Origin of the sequence: Pseudoalteromonas sp. TB64, from assembly GCF_000498095.1 — a bacterium.
Classification (GTDB): Bacteria; Pseudomonadota; Gammaproteobacteria; order Enterobacterales; family Alteromonadaceae; genus Pseudoalteromonas.
The window spans coordinates 52,050-71,641 of the sequence record NZ_AUTQ01000189.1; the positions used below are offsets into that span (position 1 = coordinate 52,050).

Genomic DNA, 19,592 nt, shown 5'->3' on the forward strand with positions numbered 1-19,592 from the left:
CATCACTCTAGCCAGCCCTTTTGATTTTGCTGTGTTGACTTTGCGCTCCGCATTCGCACTTCCTAAAAATATTTACTACAAAGCACCTAGATAAAGCGATGTTTTCAACAGTACCATCTAAAGCTATTTTGAGTTATTCTCTTTGTAAAGAATATATAAAACATAATTTTAACTATTTTAAATACACTAATGCTGCCGTATATGATGCCCTAACATTTTGTGTTTAGGTGACAGAGAAAAGAATTGAATCGTTATTATTTGCACAAATAGCGCTTAAATATGGCAGGGACTAAAATTCTACCGCCTTACAATTTTAATTATCGGAAGAGAATCAAGACCCTACAAACACGCTTGCGCGTTTCTGTTTTCAGTAGATGAGTGAGCCAAGCCTACAAAAGAAGCATGAAGCACATCATATAATTTCTGGTAAAGGGTGATATAACTAATAAGCCATATTACGAGCAAGGTTAAACCTTCACATGGCTGGCATTGGAATTAGCGATCCACTCGATAGTATTTTACTTATTAATTTTGTTAAGAACAAAGCTCATGATTGGGTTATAAAAAATGTGCCACCTCACAGAGAAATATATAGATATAATGGACTTCCTAGCTTGGCTAGGCAGTTCTTAACTCAGAATAATACGCTTCTTCAAACTTAGCAGGTGAAACACCGCCTGTATGTGAAGGGCGCTTTTTTGGATTGTAAAATACTTCTATAAAATTGAATGTCTCAGCTTTCGCATCTTCGTGTGTTGAGTATATTTACGCTTAATGATTCGTTTTTTAGTCGTAGCAAAAAAGCTTTCAGCAATCGCATTATCATAATAGTTCCTAGCTCGACTCATCTATGGCACAAGTTTATGTTCTTTCATAAATGCGAGATAGTCAGTGCTACCGTATTGGCTACCTTGGTCACTATGCATCATTCCCTTTGCTCATAAAACACCTATTATTAGAAGTCACAATGTAACTTATTTGGTGTCTAGCAAACTATGGAAAGTCTAGGAGACTTGATCCAGAGCTCAGGAAACAGCTTTATCGTAACCCTAGTTGAACGACACTCTAGATGTGTAATGTTAGCGAAAGTACCTAGTAATAAAAAACAAGTAATTGAAGCGTTGATAAAACAAGCTGGAGAGTTGCCAGCAGAGCTTTATAAATTATTAACTTGCGACAGAGGGGGTGAGTTTACTAATCATAAAGATTTCACACTAACTACAGGCATTAAGCCTATTACTGTGATCCACAATCACCTTGACAACGAGGTTCTAATGAAAATAAAAATAGGCTATTCAGACAATATTTCCCAAAAGGAACTAACTTAAATGAGCATTCTCAGATAAGATTAAACCAAGTTGCCAAACAGCTTAATGAGAGGCGCTGAAAAAAATAGACGGCAAAACACCTGCGGAACTATTTAATCAGTGTGTTGCATCGAATGGTTGAACTCTCAGCTCTAAGCCGACTGTTATATTTAGTGTAAATAAATTATTTTAAAGTTCTTCACAGCGTTTTAAGTAAATACATTTTTACTATTTGGCTTTCTTGATTTACTTATATTTTGAATTTACAAACTAACTCTTGAACGTATGGATCTGATGAGCCATAACTTACGATAAACACGTCAAGGCCTGCATATTCGTATCGTTTTAATGAGCGTTCAATCGCACTCATAATCCACTCTCGCTCATTGCCGAATACACCGCCGCCGATAAGGGTTAGGTAGACTTTATTATTCCCCGTTTTTTGAAAGTTTAAAATAGCTGAGCATATAGTTGCTTCGTAAGTTGCTTCTAAAATGAGTTTGGCAAAATTAGTCCATAACTGAGCTGGTACTTGTGAATATGCTACAGGTAGCGCAGAGCAATAAACTTGGGTTACTGTTTGTTTTAAATTATTCAGTGTTACTTCGGTATTCCACTGTACGCCTATGCGTAATAAACTTCTTAGTTCATCACGTTCTGATTCAGTCGCTAATTCTAGTTTTGCATTTATTGCTGTTAGGCCATCTGCTGATGCTAAAACATAGCCATTTTTCATTTCCCAAAGGCGGTTGCTTTTATTACCTAGTGCAACACCCATTTCAGCTAGGCAATCTATTTGATTGTTAGAAGTTTGACCAATTTCACCGTTAACGTTTGCAAAGTAGTTACGGTAAATAGTGCCTGCGCCGGCAGCAATTGCACAAGCGGGTCCTTGTGTTCGGTCGTACTCATAGCCATCAATGCCTTGCTCTGGTGTAACATTTGGAGAGACCATTTCTAACAGATTAAATTGTGAGGCAACTTGAAATAATGCCCCTATGTTCGCTTCGTCGATATGTAAATCTTGAACATTGGCAACTATTTCGCGAAGAGATGTTTTTGTATTTAACTCTTTGTCGCAACTAACGTGACTAACACGACTACGTAGTTTTTCTAGTGTTGGTGTTTCTAGCAAGCCACAAAAGAACTCTTTTTGGTTTACTAGCGATTTTAATATATTCCCTTTAACGGATAAGTTTTTACGGACTTGTGTAGGGGATTGCTCACTAAAACCGGTTAGTTTTTCAAACCACATTTAAAGCTCCTTAAATGGCATAATTAATTACGTTGTTTATAACGTATATATTCTAAAAATGAAAAGTACTTATTTTTATTTTTCAAACGTTGTAGATAAAATACAGTCTTTAGCTATGTAATATTCTTGCTCGTTTTTATATTTTTGGGTATGAATTAATTCTAACGTTTAAAATTAAAGGATAAATCCCTATAAAATATGAATTGATTACAGCTTTAAGTTATCATAAACAGGTCTACAAAGGATGGTTGATAGCTCACCATTTTATTAAAAATATTAGCTCTAAAAATGCAAGGACAGAAAAGTGATAGACAAGACGATACTTATATCTTTAGTTGCCGCGTTAACAATTGCGTTATCGGGGTGTGCGTCTAAGGCGCCTAAATCTCAATACATTACTATTTCTACTCCTGTATTAAATAAAATCTCAGAAACAACGATTGGCTCAAAACTGTTCACTCAAACAACGGGAACTTACGCCGAGACGATTACTGTGGAGCCTTTTAAAGCCTATTATGGTGGTGTATCGAACCGAACTGTATTTTATAAAAGTGCAGGGGCTACTTTTGAATCGAATGATGATTCTGCTGTGAGTATTAACAATAGTTTTGGTGAGCCATTACGTAACCAAAATTATGTGCAGTATGAGCCAGAAAAAAATGAGTTATGTATCGATTTAATGATTTGCTTTGATGACACAATAATTGATTTTGTTTATTCTCCAGAGAAGTCATTAACGGTTAGAAAAGATGCCTTACAGCACATCATTGAATATAATGGAAAAATAGGACGCATTCTTAATTTTACATACCGAGAATTTAACGAGTCTATGACCCATAAACCGTTTTCAGAAGATTTTACGATGGATTTAGGTGAAGGTAATAACCTGGTTTATAAAGGCGCTTTAATTGAAGTAATTGGGGCATCAAAGAGTACAATTAAATATAAAGTGATATCCAATTTTAATGACTGATTTTTGTGTTATGAGTCATAAACCTATTGATGCTAAGTTGTTGAGTATGCTTTTTTAGTTGAGCAACCCTTTTTATTTAGTAACGCTGTGCTGTTTAACTAAAGGCGTTTAAAACTTCTTGCTCGCATTTTTCACGTTCTGCAATCATAGCTTCAAAGTCAGCTTGAATTTGTGTTAAAACGGCTGGTGGATTAAGTCGTTTGATTCTTTTAAATTGAATACTTTCTTCTTCGTCATAGGCAAGTATTGCTAAAGTGACTTTTTCGCGTTCAATACCGTTTGAAAACATGCCTTCGGCATCTAATTGCACCAGCACTTTTTCCATTGTTGCAAGCCATTGGTGCCAATTATCCATCGCTTCTATATCTGATTGAAAAAAATCGATGCTACTTTCTAATTTTTGACATTCCGCAGTTGTTTCATCAAAGTATTCTGAGTAATCCTCAAGTGTTGGGTAGTCTTCGGGGTTCCATTTAGCCATGTAAAAACTGCTTACATCGTTGTCGTATTCTTCTTCAAATACTTCTTTTAAATCCGATAAGGTATTAAACATTGGCAGTAGTGAGTAGCTACCTGTGTGGTAAAACCCCATTACATAAAGATCGTCACCATATTTTTGTATGATGTTTTTAAATGCTTTTTTTGTATCTTGATAAAGTGTTTGTTCGAATTTTTTAGTATCTAACATAAAATGGTAATTCCTTTTATGACTACTGAAATTGATATGAGAGGGTGGTGGAGTGATATAAACTCACTCTACCAAAATAAAATAAATGAGTAATAACCAGAGCTATTACTCTGGCTATTGTAAGCTTATTTTATATTAACCATCACTTGTAATTGTATCAATTAATTCGCTAAGTACGGCTTCGGCTTTGCTGGTTTCTACTTGGCAAGTACCTGCATTTAAGTGGCCCCCGCCATTATATTTAAGACACAGTTCGCCAACATTAGTATTTGATGTGCGGTTAGTAATTGATTTACCTACGGCATACACTACGTTTTGCTTTTTAAGGCCCCACATTTTATGAATAGAGATGTTGCAGTCGGGGTACATGGCATAAATAACAAAGCGGTTTGTGGCGTAAATAGTTTCTTCTTGGGTTAAATCAAGTACCACTAAGTTTTTGTGGACCGTTGCGCATTGAGTAATTTGCTCTTTGGCTTTTTCGTTATGCTCGTTATATAAAGCAACACGTTCGGCTACGTCTTCCATTTGTAAAATGCTTTCAATGCTTTGATCTTTACATGCATCAATAAGTTTCATCATTAATTGGTAGTTTGAAATTTTAAACTCACGGAAACGGCCAAGCCCCGTGCGCGCATCCATAATAAAGTTCATTAACACCCAATCAGTTGGGTTGAGAATTTCGTCTTTTGAAAACTGAGCGGCGTCGCCTTTATCTACAGCATCCATCATTTCAACAGAAATGTTAGGAAGCTTTTCAGCACCGCCATAATAGTCATAAACTACGCGTGCTGCTGATGGCGCCTCTGGGTCAATAATATGGTTTTTAATATCGCTTGAGTTACGTACGGTTTCGCTAAGATGATGGTCAAATGCTATATGGCAGCCTGCAACGTAGGGAAGATTGGTAGTAATGTCATTTTCGGTAATGTCTATTTTACCATCTTGCATGTCTTTTGGGTGTACAAACAAAATATCGTCAATTAGGTCTAAGTCTTTAAGCAATACGGCACAAACTAAGCCATCAAAATCGCTGCGAGTAACTAGTCTAAATTTATTATTGGGCATAGCTATTCCATTATTTAATTTAATTATCAATTAAGTGTAACAGCTAAAATATTTTTTGAGAGGCCTGCTTTAAAAAATTATAAAAAAAGCCAAAACAAATGTTTTGGCTTTTACTTAGCAAGTTTGTATGTGATGAGTAGGTTATGCGCCTGGACCACATTCCATACATGAGTTTACAATGTCTGGACCAAATTTAAGTTTGGCGTTTAAGTCACGAAGGGCAGTACGCAACCCTTCTTCAATTACTGGGTGGTAAAATGGCATATCGAGCATTTCAGGTACGGTCATTTTATTTTGAACTGCCCATGCTAGTAAGTGAGCAATATGTTCAGCTTGTGGCCCAATAAATTCAGCACCTAAAAATAAGCCTGTGCCTTGTTCTGCGTATACACGCATATGACCTTTGTTTTTAAGCATTACACGGCTTCGACCTTGGTTTTCAAAGCTTACTTCACCTACTTCAAAACAACCACAGGGACCTAAACGGTCGGTAATTTGTTTAAAGCTTTCGCCTACCATCGCTATTTGTGGGTCGCTAAATACGGCTGCNAAGCCTATACGTACATCTGGGAAGCGGCCTGCATTTTGTCCTGCAATAGTGCCTTGATCAGATGCTTCATGTAGCAATGGGATCATGTTACTTGCATCGCCCGCTATAAATATATTTGACTCGCCACATTGCATTGTGTGCGGGTCAGCATTCGGTACGCCGCGTTCGTCAAGTTCAATACCCGTGTTTTCAAGACCTAGTTTATCTACGTTAGGTACTCGGCCTGTGGCTGCAAGTACGTAGTTAAACTGTTCGGTGTGTTTTTCACCTTGTTTGTCGGTGTAAGTTAGCTGTGCTTTGTCGCCAACTTGCATCATGTCAGATACGTTTGAGTCGGTATCTACAAAAAATTCTTGAGCAAAAACAGTGTTTGCATAATCTCTTACTACCGGGTCTGTAAGTGGACCTATAGCACCGCCTACACCAAATAGTTTTACATTTACGCCTAATCGGCTAAGTGCTTGACCAATTTCTAAGCCTATAACACCAGGGCCAAATACAGCGACTGATTCTGGTAAGTCATCCCAATCAAATACGTCGTCGTTTATAATAAGTTTGTCACCAAAGTTATTAAATACACCTGGGTATGAAGGGCGTGAACCGGTTGCAATGACAAAGCGTTTAGCGGTAATAATTGTGTGGTCGTCTATTTGCACGCGATTTGCATCTAAAAACTTAGCGTAACCACGAATTTTATCTACGTCTGGTAATTCATCAACGGCTTCTACTACAAATCCTGCAAAACGATCTCGCTCACTGCGTACTCTTGCCATTACGGCTTTACCATCAATGACTGGCTTTGAGCTATGTACACCAAATGCAGGTGCCATTTCAATTGAGTGTGCTGCTTCTGCTGCGGCAATTAATAACTTACTTGGCATACAACCTACACGTGCGCACGTTGTGCCGTATGGACCTGATTCGATCATTAATACGTTTTGTGTGAACTGTTTAGCATTACGATAAGCACTTAAACCAGCAGTACCTGCGCCAATAACAACAACATCGGTTTGCAATTCTTTCATAGCGTTTTTCCTTTAATAAATAGGGGCTTAAAGCCCCTATTTTTACCTATTTAAACTAGATATTTAATTTACTTATTAGCAAAGTACTTTTCTAAATCGTCTGAACCGCCAATGTGTTTACCACCAATAAATATTTGTGGAACAGTTTCACGACCAGATACCGCTTTAAGGCTTGTTAGTGATGCGCCTGTGCCCATTACAATTTCTTCAAACGCGAAGCCTTTTTCTGTAAGTAGCTCTTTTGCTTTTTTACAAAATGGACAGCTAGGTTTAGTGAAAATGCTCACAGGCTCTGGCTTAGCTTGTTTAGGATTAATGTAATCTAGCATTGTGTCTGCGTCTGAGACTTCAAACGGGTCACCTGGTAAATCTGGTTCGATGAACATTTTTTCAATCACACCGTCTTTAACAAGCATAGAGTATCTCCAGCTACGTTTACCAAAACCAAGGTCGTTTTTATCTACTAACATACCCATGCCGTCAGTAAATTCGCCGTTACCGTCTGGTAATAAAGTGATATTTTGTGCTTCTTGAAGTTCTGCCCATGCGTTCATAACAAATGTATCGTTTACAGATAAACATACTATTTCATCAACGCCGTTTTGCTTAAGTACACCAGCTAATTCGTTGTAGCGTGGTAAATGAGTTGATGAACATGTTGGTGTAAATGCACCTGGTAGTGAAAACACTACAACAGTTTTACCTTTAAAAACTTCATCTGTAGTTACCGATTTCCATTCGTCGTTTTGACGAGTTGCAAATGTAACGCTTGGGATTGTTTGACCTTCAATATTCTTTAACATAATTTTTGTTCCTCTTGATTTGTTGATAGCCATTATGGCGAATAATTAAATATAGTTCTAATCGTTTGTTTGTATTAAACTGATAGCTATAAACTATCAGGTTGGGATGAACATGAACTTAAAAGATTTTGAGTATGTAAAAGCAATAGCGCAATACAAGCATTTTCGCAAAGCCGCCGATGCATGTTTTGTTAGCCAGCCTACATTAAGTGGTCAAGTAAAAAAACTAGAACAAGAGCTCGGTGTTACTTTATTTGACCGCTCAACTAAGCAAGTTACCTTAACTGCAAAAGGTGCTCGTTTATTGACGCAAATAGAAATTATTTTAGAACAAACACAAATACTCAAAGAGCTTGCGGCAACCTCTAACGAACCTCTGCAAGGTAAATTAACTATTGGTATTATTCCTACCATTGCGCCTTACTTGTTGCCTGCGTTGTTAACATCAATGAAAGCCGCTTTTGTTGATAGTCAGTTTTCGTTTATTGAAATGCAAACAGCGACCATTTTAGAGGCACTTAATAGTGGCCAGCTCGATTTTGCAATTTTGGCTGATGTGCCAGAGCTTAAAAATTACCATACTGTTAATTTATACAAAGAAGACTTTTTAGTTGCGGTATCAAACGATAATGCTCTTTCTAAACATAAAAAAGTAGCACTGAGTGACCTACAAGGTTGTAGCCTCTTAATGTTAAGTGATGGTCATTGCTTTAAAGATCAAGCCCAAAAGTTTTGTTTTTCTGCTGGGGTCGATGTGTCTAATCAATATCAGGGGAATAGTTTAGAAACATTACTTGCATTAGTCGCTATGGATGATGGTATTACATTTGTACCAAAACTGGCTTGTAATGACCGTATGGGGGTTAATTATTTACCTATATTTCCTAACCAGCAACGTAATGTTGTATTTGCTTGCAGAAAACATTACCCACACTTATTAGGTGTTGAGCAATTAGGTGAGTGGTTATCGGCTCACCCTAATTTAAAAGCTAAATTGACTGAAAAAATCTAAAGTTCTTGGCTGATTATTTCTACTACATCGTTTATTTGCACACCAGGTAGTGGTTTGTCATCAATACTTACCGCTATTGCTGTTTGTTGGTACAACTGCTCTACACGAATACTGTTAAGAGTGGTTATTTTGTGTGGCATTACATTGCCTGCGGCATCGGTTAAATAATTATGGTGGGCAATGCTTAATAGTTGTCCTTTTTGTAAACCATGTGCTTTACCTAAATTAATAACTATTTTACTGTTTTCCATATGCATAATTTTACCCTGAGTGGGTAGGCACGCCATAACCGATTGTAAGTCGTAACTTAAGGTTTGGTTAATGTCGGTAATACTTTGTCCAAAAGGTGATTCCCAAAAAGCATTACTATTTACATCTACAATTTTTGTTTTTTCAAATGGCCAAATAGCCTGACTTTGATAGCTATTTTGCCAAAGCTGTTCGTAAGTTGTGCCATCAAATAACGTAAATTCTATTTGATAGTTTCGCTTATAGGTTTCGTCTTGCCAAAAAGCATAATCGTTATTGAGTTTATTGCTGGTGGATAAATTAGTTATTTGACTGAGCAAAACATATTGTGCGTTGCTACGTGATGATATTTCTTCTAACTGCGTATTTGAATAATCGTGCTGTTGAGTAAAATATTTATCAACCTTAATAGCGTTATTAAAATAGGCAACAGGGACTGCACTCATTTTTGATTTTTGTAATGAGGTAAATATTTTTTTACTTACTGCTTTGTTTATGTCAAATATTTGACCCATCATCGCTTGCTCACGATGATTCAATTGGCTTTGTGTTACTGCTACAAATTTATTAAAGCTACTTTGCGGACATTGCTCAGCCTGAGCAAAAATATCGAGGCGTAACGTAATGGCAAATTTATCATTATATTGATTCTCGCTGATCAGCTCTATTTTTTGTATTTCGCCATGGCTACTAATTTTAAGTTGATCTTGCATCAACACGCCATCTACCAAGGTTTGCACTGAGCTTACGCGTGCGCCAGAAAACACAAGAGCTTGCGTGATAGCATCTTTTATTGCTGCTGATTTAGCGGCGCTCGTATCACCACTTTTAATTTGAGCGTGACCAGTCGATTCGTACCATTGGGCTTTTGTAAAAGCCGAAAACGTTAATAAAGCAGTTGCACTTAACCCTGCAAATGCCAATGATAAAAACGACTTCATACTCTTACTCCAATTAAACGTTAGCTAGTAAAGTGTTAGAGCAAGGACTGTACCAATATTATATAAGTGTTATTGGTTGTATTATAAATGGCATTAAACGTGCATATATTTGAATAATTAATATATAAGGGCTATGTGCTATGCGAGTAATATCGTTACTTATTACGCTTGGGTGTTTAACTTTAAGCGGTTGTAGCAGCATGTTTGATAAACATGTTGAATATAACTATGTAGAACCAAATAATTACCCCGTTTTAAAAGCAATAGGGTATGCACCTATAAGTTTACAAAATGGCGCTAACAATTCGCAAAAGCAATTAATGGCTATTAAAGCCTCAAAATTAGAAGCGTACAGAGAACTAACTGAGCAAGTTTATGGGCAAAAAATTACCGCAGGCACAAATGTTGCGGGCTCGATTGCACAAGATGACTACTTACAAAGTAAAGTGCAGGGTATTATTAAAGGCGCGCAAATTATAAAAACGTATGCTGTGGATGATACGTATGTAACCGAGCTTGAATTAAATATGAAGCGCGTACACGACTTATACATAAGCGAAATTAAGCCGCGTGAAGTTAAAAAAGTTACTTATTATTAAAATAGAAATTTAAAAAATTCATTCAAAATATCTCAACCTTTAATATTGAGTGCTATGCTATTGTTAAGAATTAATTTTTAAGCAGATAACGCAGTGCTCAATAGATTTTTTTTATCCGCATTATTATTTAAAATGGTTTTTTAAATGGCGCTTAAGCCAATCCATCCCTGCCTTTCCCCTATCTTTTGGTGCAAAGCTAATTTGTGCTATTTACTGCTTTTTTGCGTACTTTCTAGTGGTGTTTTTGCTAGCCGTTTGAATATTCAATTTAATACATTTATAGAATTAATGAGTAAAAAATACGGGGCAGAACGCGCCAATGTTGCTCGTAACTGGCAAAGCATGTTGGTGCAGTCTCAAAACAAACCTGAGAATCAACAAATCTTAATAGTGAACGATTTTTTTGCACGTAATTTACGTTATCAAACCGATATTTTATTATGGAAACAAAACGATTACTGGGCAACACCGTTAGAAACATTAGGTAGGGGCTTGGGTGATTGCGAAGATTATGCAATAGCGAAATACATAAGTTTAAGGGCTTTGGGCGTGAGTGACGATAAGTTACGACTTATATACGTTAAAGCAAAAATAGCGGGTAGCAACAAAACACAAGCGCACATGGTGTTGGGTTATTTTGCTACGCCAAATGCGCAACCTCTTATTTTAGATAGTTTAATTACAAAAGTACTGCCTGCTGCAAAACGTGTAGATTTAAGCCCTGTTTTTAGTTTTAACAGTCAGGGGTTATGGGCAAATAATTCAACCAAAAGTGTTGCTAGTCCAACGGCAAGATTATCGCGCTGGCGTAAAATTTTGGAGCAAACAACGCAAGAAGGGGTTATGTGGTAATGGCATCATTTTCCTTATTTAAGTATTTAAAAAAGAGAAAAATAACGCTAAAACAAGAGCTATGGATTGCGCTTTTAATTGTTATTTTTGTTGGCTTTATTAGTAGTGTTTTAATTAGTACTAATTCAGCTAAAGATTATTTTTCTACTCAACTTTATTTAAAAAATGTTGATAATGCCAGTTCGCTCGCGTTAATGATAAGCCAGTTAGATAAAGACCCAGTTGAACTTGAATTGCTTGTATCGGCTACGTTTGATACAGGTCATTACAAGCGTATAGAGCTACAAGACCCCAATGGTGAAGTGATCGTCAAACGAACGTTTACTGACGATCTAAAGTTAACCGCACCGCTGTGGTTTAAAACGCTTTACCAACTTAATGTACAGCCTGGGGTAGGGCAGGTAAATAATGGTTGGCAGCAATTTGGAACTTTATTTGTAGAAAGCCATAGTCAATACGCTGAACAAGCTTTGTGGCAAAGTGCATTAAAGCTATTTTTTAGTTTTTTAATTGTTGCCGTGCTGGCATGTATCGTAAGTGCTTACTTTTTACAAAGGATACTTAAACCATTAGATGACGTGGTGCATCAAGCAAATGCATTTGGTGAAAAACGGTTTATAAAATCGACTGTGCCACGTACTTTTGAGTTTGCACGTTTAGTGCAATCGATGAACCAGTTATCTACTCGTTTTAGTCGTATTATTAAAGAAGATAATAAACGCTTAGAAGAATTAAGATTTAAATCACAACATGATGAACTTACTGGTCTAGCCAATAGAGAGTATTTTGGTGCAACGCTTGAGGCACATTTACAAAAATCGAAAGATTACACGCACGGTGCTTTATTTTTATTTAGAGTTGTTAATCTTGACAAAATAAGTGAAAAAATAAGTCGTGTTGAAATGGTGAATTTTTTACGTCGTTTTTCTCAAGTATTAGTTCAATTTTTAGAATCTAATGAATCTCACGTATCAGAAAATTATATTGCACGTATTTCACACAGTGATTTTACTGTTTTATTTAGCGATGTAGATGATATTGAGATTCTTAGCGAACAAATATTAAAGCTGCATGAATCGTTTATTCAAGAATATAAGAGCATTGAGTTAGCGATACTTCATAGCTGTACGTTTATAGAAAAAGAAGATACTCGTTTTGATGTGTTAAAGCGTGTAGATGAACTTTTAAAGTCAGCGAATAAAAAACCGGGTATTCAAGCAAAGGTAAGTAATAAGCCTAAAACCACCGAGTTGTTTGATGATGCGTTAAGTTGGCAAAGTGCAATTGAAACAGCATTAGACAATAAAGCGTTAGAAATTATTGCCTATCCAGTAACCAGCTTTTCTGGACAGCTCATGCAAAATCAGCTTGCTCTAAATTTAGAGCTTGGCGGTAAGTTGTACCGCGCGAGCTATTACTATCAATGGGCAAATAGATTAAAGCTACTAGCTAGGCTTGATTGGGGGTTAATAAAGCAGTTAATTACCCAGTACAGTGATCAACCACCTAACGAGCTTATTTCTGTTGAATTATCGTCGCAAACGTTACTTGATGATGCTGCACTTGCAGCTGTACTTACGTACTTGTCTGCATTCCCTGATTTAGCAAAAAATATTTGTTTTGATATACGTGAAAGTATAGCTGTTAGCGAAATTGAAATATTTAAAGGCTTTTGCGAAGAAGTAAGGTGTATGGGCTCCAAAGTTGCTTTAAAGCGAGTAGGGCCTGAATTCACTAAAATCAAAAATATTCAAGAGTTTGGATTGGAAATGATTAAGATAGACAGTATATATGGTCACAATATTAGTTATAGCCAGGGTAACCAAACCTTCTTGCGTGGTGTGTGCACACTTGCTCATTCAATTGGTATTAAAGTGGTTGCACAGGGCGTTACAAGCCAAGATGATTTAGATACGTTAATAAACTTGGGTTTTGATGGGGTGATTAATGAATCGTAAGGGTATATTAATTAACTATTGAATATTTACAGCTAAGGCATAGGGTTTTGCTTTAGCTGTTTTTTAATTAATCACAAAGAGTGTGATCAATTGCCTTTTACTACCAGCATTAGCTGTATTCGATCTCTTACTTTTAGTTTATTGAAAATAGAACCCATGTGCTCTTTAATTGTACGTTCTGTAATATTAAGAGATTCAGCGGCTTGCTTGTTGGTGGCACCTGTTACAACTATATCAACAACTTGCCTTTCTCGTTTAGTTAAAACATCAAGGTTACAGTCGTGACTGTAGTTAAAATTAGTTTTTGATAGCGCGCCAACTAAGTTAGAAAGCAGTTGCCCTGGTATCCATATAGCATCCGAGCAAATAGTTTCTAATACCTGTTCAATGATTACTTTACTAGCAAGTGCTTCTACATAGCCTCTCGCTCCAGCTTGTAGTGCAGCTCTTAGCTCGTCTATTTCTAAGTTATTTGTCATGACGATAACGGGAATTCGTTGTTGGGTGTATTTTTGTACTATGTTAAGCCAGTTAGGTGTACCCGCTAAAATCCAAATAACAGTGGATGCAGCTATTCTATTAGGTTCTTTTGTTAATACTATACAATCAGGAAATGCACCATACCAGTGCTTGGATTCAAATTCTGATTGAGTGATAAAAATGCATTGGCGCATTGTTTCTCCATTATTAAAAAATTTTAACGCTCTGTCATTGCTTGTGATGTTGCTCTTAGCACTGGTTTTAAAAGATACTCAAGAACCGTTTTTTTACCGGTAATAATATCTACTTGAGTTGTCATTCCCGGAATTATAGTCAGTTCTTTAGAAAAGTTATTTCGGGTGGTTTTTAGCTGTACTAGGTAAAATGTATTTTCACGGTCATCGGTAATTGTATCTGCGCTAATATGCAGTACTTCGGCTTCTAAACCGCCGTATACAGCAAAGTCATAGGCACTAAATTTAATCATTGCAGGTTGCCCTGGGCGTAAAAAAGCAATGTCTTTAGGGGGGATTTTTGCTTCTACAATAAGTTGATCATCAAGAGGAACAATTTCCATAACGTCACTCCCTGGTTGTAAAATACCTCCTACGGTATTAACGAGTAATCGTTGTACTGTACCTTTGACTGGAGATCTAATTTCGGTTTGGGTCACTTTATCGGCTAAACCAGATTCGGTCTCTTTAATAGAATCTAAGCGTAATAAAGCTTCTGAGAGCTCGTTGCTCCAACGGTTTATCATGGCTAGCTCAACTTCGGTTACCTTATTTTTAGCTTCATTAATTGCCGATACGCTACGATTTATTACTGCTTTAGTTCGGTTTATTTCACCATTTAAATCGACTATTTGGCGCTCTAAACGAATAATATCGATATCAGAAATAGCACCAGTACGAAGCAATGGCCGTGTTACTTTTAATTCTCTGTTTGTTAAACGAAGAGCGCTTGTATGCTGCTGAAGCGCTGCTTTAGCTTCAATATGATCTTGTTGGCGCTGCTCTAACTGACGTTTTTGTATAGTAATTTGTTGATCTAACTCTTGGCTGTTACTTAAATAAAGAGCGCGCTCGTGTAGTACCGCTCTAGGCGCATTTTTAATGATTTTATCTGTAAAAATAAGATCCTTTTTTTGAGTGAGCGCTTGTAAACGTGCTACTTTTGCACTTAATGACTCTACCTTTGATTGGTTTTCTCTAAAGCTAGAAATAAAGCGAGTGGGATCTATTTTAATAAGTACATCACCTACGTTAACAATTTGCCCTTCTCGAACATTTATTGTTTCAACCATGCCGCCGTCATAAGATTGTATTAGCTGTAATTTATTTGATGGAATCACTCTTCCTTCTCCACGTGCCACTTCATCTAGGTCAGCAAAAGCAGACCATAAAACTAAGCATATGAATGCTAAGCAAATTAAATAAAGTAGCAGCCTTGCGCTGGCTGGCTCTTGTTGCATTTTTTCCCACTGGGCATCAACTACCCAATCTTGTGAGTTTGGAGGTGAAAACCAGCCTTTAAATAAGCCATTGAATACCGAAGGCTTACCACGCTTGCTTGCTTCTATCGCTTTGCTAACAGATTCAAAAGAGCGTTGTTCAAGTGGTTTTTTATTATCACTCATGAGGCTTGCTCCACTGACTGGTTATTTAACGCAGCGATTACTTTTTGTTTTGGACCATCAGCTACAACTTTGCCGTTATCTAATACTATGATTCTATCTACTAATTCCAACAACGAGGAACGATGGGTTACAACCAATAGGGTTTTATCTTTGGAGCATTTTTTTAAATTATTAATGATTTTACTTTCGCTATTATGATCAAGCGATGAAGTGGGTTCGTCTAATAATAAAATAGGGGGATCATTAATAAGTGCTCTTGCCATGCCTACAGTTTGGCGCTGTCCACCAGATAATTGACGACCTTGCTCACCTACTTGTAAATCAAACCCGTCGGGGTGAGAGTTAATTAAATCGAATAATTGGCTTCGTTCACATGCTTCAATAATTTGCTCATCTTTTGCATGCCATGCACTTATTGTGAGGTTGTCTTTTAAAGTACCAAAAAATAACGCAACACTTTGCGGAACATAACCAATATTGTGACGAAGCTCTGCAGGGTCGATCTGATGAATATCATTGTTATCCATTAAAATAGAGCCAGAGCAGGGATCGTATAAGCCTAAAATTAATTTTTCCAAAGTACTTTTACCAGAACCATTACGCCCCAGAATGGCAACTTTTTCGCCCGCTTTAATTTTAAAACTAACACCGTTTAGTGCGTTATGAGATTCGTCTGAATATTTAAAGCATACGTCTTTAAATTCAATATCACCTTTTAAAATAGGGTGGCTTAACCAATGTTTACCTGGAGGACGTTCTACGTCTTTTTCCATGATTTCGTTAAGTGATTGCATTGCAATTGCAGCATGATGATATTGCGCTAAAACAGCTGCAGATTGACCAATAGGCCCCATAGCACGAGATGATAATAAGTAAGCAGCAATAAGCCCGCCTTGGGTTAATTCGCCTTCAATAACTAAATGTACGCCAATAATCATAATTATTACGCCTACACATTGTTGTATCCATGATGCAGTATTTGATATTGAGCTTGATACTAAACGGCTTTGTGCATTTACTTGTGCAATGTATATAGTCGATTTTTCCCAGATTGATTGGGTTTTACACTCAGAATGAAAGCTTTTAACATCTTCAATGTTTGTTAGGCTTTCTACAAGCACTGCGTTTCGCATCGAACTTGCCTTCATTGTTTGTTCTGATAGTGATTCAAGTTTTCTATGTGCGGCAATTGCATACGCTAGCAGAATGAGTGCACCAGCAATTATGGGTAAACTAAGCGGGACGCCTATAATGGCGATCACAATTAAATACAATATAACAAATGGCAAATCGACTAGTGCAACAAGGGTTATTGAACTAAAAAAGCTACGTACGGCTTCAAAAGATTGAATGTTACTAGCGAACGAGCCGGCTGATGAGGGACGGTTTTTAAGCTTCATCCCGAGTACTCGTTCCATAATTACCGCTGATACTTTGACATCGATTCTGCTTGCTGCAAGTTCTACAAAATAACTACGCACTAAACGCAAAACAAAGTCTGCAGTCAGTGCGATTAAAATACCAATGGCTAATACCCAAAGAGTTTCAATAGCATGATTTGGTACTACTCGGTCGTAAACATTCATAACAAAAAGTGGCATTGCAACAGATAAAACACCTAATGCAACGGCTGAAATAATGACATCCTTATAAAGTGAACGGCACTCTTTAATAACGCCCCAAAACCATCCATCTTTTGATAGTTTTTCAAGTACTGGAGTTCGCTCATCAAATGCAAATTCAGGTTGTGCATAAATAACTAGGTTGGCACTGCTATCAGTTAACTCATCGATTTGTTGTTCAATCACAGACTCTGTGAGTTCAGGGTATATAACGCTTACTTTATTATTTTTAAAATTAATGTGGGTAATTACGCAGGCTTGATTATCTTTTAAAATTAAAATTGCGGGGAGCAAAGCTGTATTTATTTTTTGTAGTGGTTTATTCACCACTTTTGATTTAAAACCAATGCGCATTGCTGCGCGAGCAAAACCAGATGGCGTGAGAGTGCCATCTGTTAAAGGAAGGCCATTTAGCAATGCCTCCCGAGAAAAGTCTTTATCATGATGGCGACATAAAACCGCCAAACAGTCGACTAATATGCCACCATGATCAAGTACATCATTCAATTCCATAAACCATCCTAGTTATGAAGAACTATAAATTTAGTTACTGCCTACACAACATCTATTTGCTTAAACTTCAGTAATGACCGCTTCTATTCTGCGATTAGCTGCATTTGCTCTTACTGATATTTCGTTTATACGGGGCTGGTCTGTGCCGTAGCCAAACGATTTAACGCGCTTGGGGTCGATATTAAATTGCTGAATTAGAATTTCTGCTACAGCAAAAGCTCGTTTTTCTGATAGTTTTTTGTTGTATGTTTTTTCTCCATCAAGGGATGCATGCCCCTGAATTTCTACTGTTTTATTTGGATTTTCTTTTAAAAAATCAGCAAGTCTACTAATTTCCTGAATGTACTCACTCCTTACATCGCTTGAGTCTGCAGAGAAAGGAATGCCTATCTCTACATTCGAGGTGGTATCTGTATAAAGGGTACAGCCAGATAAATCGACATTAGTTGATGATGGTGTACTTGGACACGTATCTTGCTCATTTGGTACGCCATCTCCATCATCATCTAAAAAGGTTGTGGGAGTGTTATTGGTTTCAATAGGAATATCTAAATACCTAGGCATAGCTGTGACGCTCATGTAGGCGTTATCTTGTTTTTTCTTTTTTTGTAAAAATGCTTTTCTATTTAATGTGGCTGCAACATCGTAATTAGGGCACAGGTTTTCTGCATTGTGCACAATTGGGTCATCTGTTAGTTCTTTTAATGTTGGGTATTTATCAGACATTACGTTAAGCGTGGGTAGTAACTTTCCCATTTCTGCTAGCATTGTTAAAATTGCCGATTGGCGATCGTAAAGTGCTACAGTGTATGAACGGTTTGATTGAAAAGACTCATTTTCGGCATCAAGCACGTCAAGTAAAGTACGCTGTCCTATATCAAACTGGTCTTTGTAGGCAATTTTTACTTTATTTGAAGAGGTTCTATGTTGATCAAGTGCTGGTAACTTATTTTCAAGAATTGAAATATTATTATAAGCAATTTGTAGGTTCTGTCTTATATCAACACATGATTTATCTCTTTGAAATTTAGCAATATTAACGTCTTGATAAGCTTGCTCTAAGTTGGCGCTATCTAACCCACCATTAAATATATTGTAGCGAATATCAATACCTACTCGTGCCTCTGTTCGCGTTTCGTTTAAACCTAACTCATCTCTATCTTGTGTGCCGTAACGAGCTGACAAATCTACGTTTGGATGAAATGCGGCTTTTTGCGCTTGTGCATTCGCTTTTTGCGCTTCTATGTTATACAAAGATGCATAAAAGGCAGGGCTATTTTTGTAAGCTATATCGAGTGCTTGGTTTATAGAAATAGGTATATTGCTTTCATTTAAATTTGCTGGTTTTATTTCTTGTAAAGGAAGCTCTCCTACAATTCTTAAATAACGTGCGCTCACATCGTGTAGGTTTGCATATTCGGTTAGTACATTTGATTGAGCTAATGACAAACGACCATTTATTTGTTCTAAATCGGCAGCACGTGCAACCCCTGCACTAACGCTTTGTTCAATCTGTTGATAAACGGATTCGTGCTCTTTTAAATTAGCTTCAGCAAGCTCAACTAATTCTTTAAACTTTTGTACATCTAAAAATGCAGTAGAGGCTTCAAGCGCTGTTTTTTCTGTTTGTGAAATTAATTCAAAATATCTAATTAATTGTATGCGCTTAAAACGATCTACAGTGTTAGACGTTCTAAAACCATCGTAAAGCATTTGTGTAACGGTTAGCTCAGCGGTGTTTCGATTATATTTATCTTCTGTACCGTAGTTTCGTCTTTCGTATCCAGCGCTTGCAGATACGTCAACACTTGGTAAATACCCCGATCTTGCTGCGTCTACTCCATAAATGGATGATCTAAAGGCATGCCATGCTTCTTGCACGTCTGGATTATTTTCAATGGCTTTACTTGATGCGTAAGTAAGAGGCATTACTTTATTCGCATTAGGGTCTGTTGATCTTTCAAGGTTAAATTTGCAGCAGTCTGTTTGGTATTTAGGCAAGGCAGAGCCTATACAGTGTGGTTATTCCCCATAAATAGGCGATAACGTAGCATTAAT

At 37.0% G+C, this 19,592-nt stretch carries 15 protein-coding genes and 1 pseudogene; 6 read left to right on the forward strand and 10 right to left on the reverse strand.

From position 1 onward, the window contains the following. Positions 1-1,007 precede the first annotated feature (1,007 nt). Positions 1,008-1,449: pseudogene (locus L647_RS1000000126500) on the forward strand (IS30 family transposase); the annotation flags it as partial. Positions 1,450-1,557: 108 nt separating this feature from the next. Here the strand turns inward: L647_RS1000000126500 and L647_RS0115890 are convergent. Next, complete coding sequence (locus L647_RS0115890) at positions 1,558-2,562, reverse strand: hypothetical protein (protein ID WP_024611932.1); 1,005 nt, start codon at positions 2,560-2,562, stop codon at positions 1,558-1,560. 304 nt (positions 2,563-2,866) lie between these two features. Here L647_RS0115890 and L647_RS1000000125035 point away from each other — a divergent pair, with 304 nt between their 5' ends. Further along, positions 2,867-3,535, forward strand: a complete 669-nt coding sequence (locus tag L647_RS1000000125035; RefSeq protein WP_024611933.1) for a hypothetical protein — start codon at positions 2,867-2,869, stop codon at positions 3,533-3,535. Between the two features lie 94 nt (positions 3,536-3,629). Here the strand turns inward: L647_RS1000000125035 and L647_RS0115900 are convergent, their stop codons facing one another. The 4 genes from L647_RS0115900 to L647_RS0115915 all read right to left on the reverse strand — a co-directional run bounded on the left by L647_RS0115900 (position 3,630) and on the right by L647_RS0115915 (position 7,669). Next, positions 3,630-4,223: a DUF4303 domain-containing protein gene (locus L647_RS0115900; protein ID WP_024611934.1), complete on the reverse strand. Its 594-nt coding sequence runs from the start codon at positions 4,221-4,223 to the stop codon at positions 3,630-3,632. Between the two features lie 135 nt (positions 4,224-4,358). Beyond that, a complete protein-coding gene (locus tag L647_RS0115905; RefSeq protein ID WP_024611935.1) occupies positions 4,359-5,291 on the reverse strand; it encodes an exopolyphosphatase in 933 nt (310 codons plus the stop codon). 141 nt (positions 5,292-5,432) lie between these two features. Beyond that, positions 5,433-6,866, reverse strand: a complete 1,434-nt coding sequence (locus L647_RS0115910) for a dihydrolipoyl dehydrogenase (RefSeq protein WP_024611936.1) — start codon at positions 6,864-6,866, stop codon at positions 5,433-5,435. 68 nt (positions 6,867-6,934) lie between these two features. Continuing rightward, entirely contained in the window at positions 6,935-7,669 is a 735-nt protein-coding gene (locus L647_RS0115915) for a glutathione peroxidase (RefSeq protein ID WP_024611937.1), read from the reverse strand. A gap of 112 nt (positions 7,670-7,781) precedes the next feature. Between L647_RS0115915 and L647_RS0115920 the strand changes: the two genes are divergently transcribed. Then, positions 7,782-8,681 (forward strand): LysR substrate-binding domain-containing protein, encoded by a 900-nt coding sequence (locus L647_RS0115920; protein WP_024611938.1) that lies wholly within the window; start codon positions 7,782-7,784, stop codon positions 8,679-8,681. Here the strand turns inward: L647_RS0115920 and L647_RS0115925 are convergent. Beyond that, positions 8,678-9,871 carry a flagellar assembly protein FlgT gene (locus tag L647_RS0115925; RefSeq protein WP_024611939.1) on the reverse strand — a complete coding sequence of 398 codons (1,194 nt, stop codon included), beginning with the start codon at positions 9,869-9,871 and terminating at the stop codon, positions 8,678-8,680. The genes L647_RS0115920 and L647_RS0115925 overlap by 4 nt on opposite strands. 140 nt (positions 9,872-10,011) lie before the next feature. On the opposite strand from L647_RS0115925, the gene L647_RS0115930 reads away from it, so the two are divergent. The 3 genes from L647_RS0115930 (at position 10,012) to L647_RS0115940 (ending at position 13,280) form a co-directional block, all read left to right on the forward strand. Then, entirely contained in the window at positions 10,012-10,470 is a 459-nt protein-coding gene (locus tag L647_RS0115930; RefSeq protein WP_024611940.1) for an LPP20 family lipoprotein, read from the forward strand. A 144-nt stretch (positions 10,471-10,614) separates the two neighbouring features. Beyond that, positions 10,615-11,322: a transglutaminase-like cysteine peptidase gene (locus L647_RS0115935; protein ID WP_024611941.1), complete on the forward strand. Its 708-nt coding sequence runs from the start codon at positions 10,615-10,617 to the stop codon at positions 11,320-11,322. Further along, positions 11,322-13,280 carry a LapD/MoxY N-terminal periplasmic domain-containing protein gene (locus L647_RS0115940; RefSeq protein ID WP_024611942.1) on the forward strand — a complete coding sequence of 653 codons (1,959 nt, stop codon included), beginning with the start codon at positions 11,322-11,324 and terminating at the stop codon, positions 13,278-13,280. The genes L647_RS0115935 and L647_RS0115940 overlap by 1 nt, the downstream gene beginning before the upstream one ends. A gap of 86 nt (positions 13,281-13,366) precedes the next feature. Here the strand turns inward: L647_RS0115940 and L647_RS0115945 are convergent, their stop codons facing one another. From L647_RS0115945 to L647_RS0115960, 4 genes are read right to left on the reverse strand one after another with little or no spacing between them, the layout of a single operon-like run. After that, positions 13,367-13,954: a response regulator transcription factor gene (locus tag L647_RS0115945; RefSeq protein WP_024611943.1), complete on the reverse strand. Its 588-nt coding sequence runs from the start codon at positions 13,952-13,954 to the stop codon at positions 13,367-13,369. 23 nt (positions 13,955-13,977) lie between these two features. Beyond that, positions 13,978-15,399 carry an HlyD family type I secretion periplasmic adaptor subunit gene (locus tag L647_RS0115950; RefSeq protein ID WP_024611944.1) on the reverse strand — a complete coding sequence of 474 codons (1,422 nt, stop codon included), beginning with the start codon at positions 15,397-15,399 and terminating at the stop codon, positions 13,978-13,980. Continuing rightward, entirely contained in the window at positions 15,396-17,534 is a 2,139-nt protein-coding gene (locus L647_RS0115955; protein WP_024611945.1) for a type I secretion system permease/ATPase, read from the reverse strand. Before L647_RS0115955 ends, L647_RS0115950 begins: the two co-directional genes overlap by 4 nt. A gap of 60 nt (positions 17,535-17,594) precedes the next feature. Next, on the reverse strand, positions 17,595-19,535 hold the full coding sequence (locus tag L647_RS0115960) for a TolC family outer membrane protein (protein WP_024611946.1): 1,941 nt from the start codon (positions 19,533-19,535) through the stop codon (positions 17,595-17,597). Between the last annotated feature and the right edge of the window lie 57 nt (positions 19,536-19,592).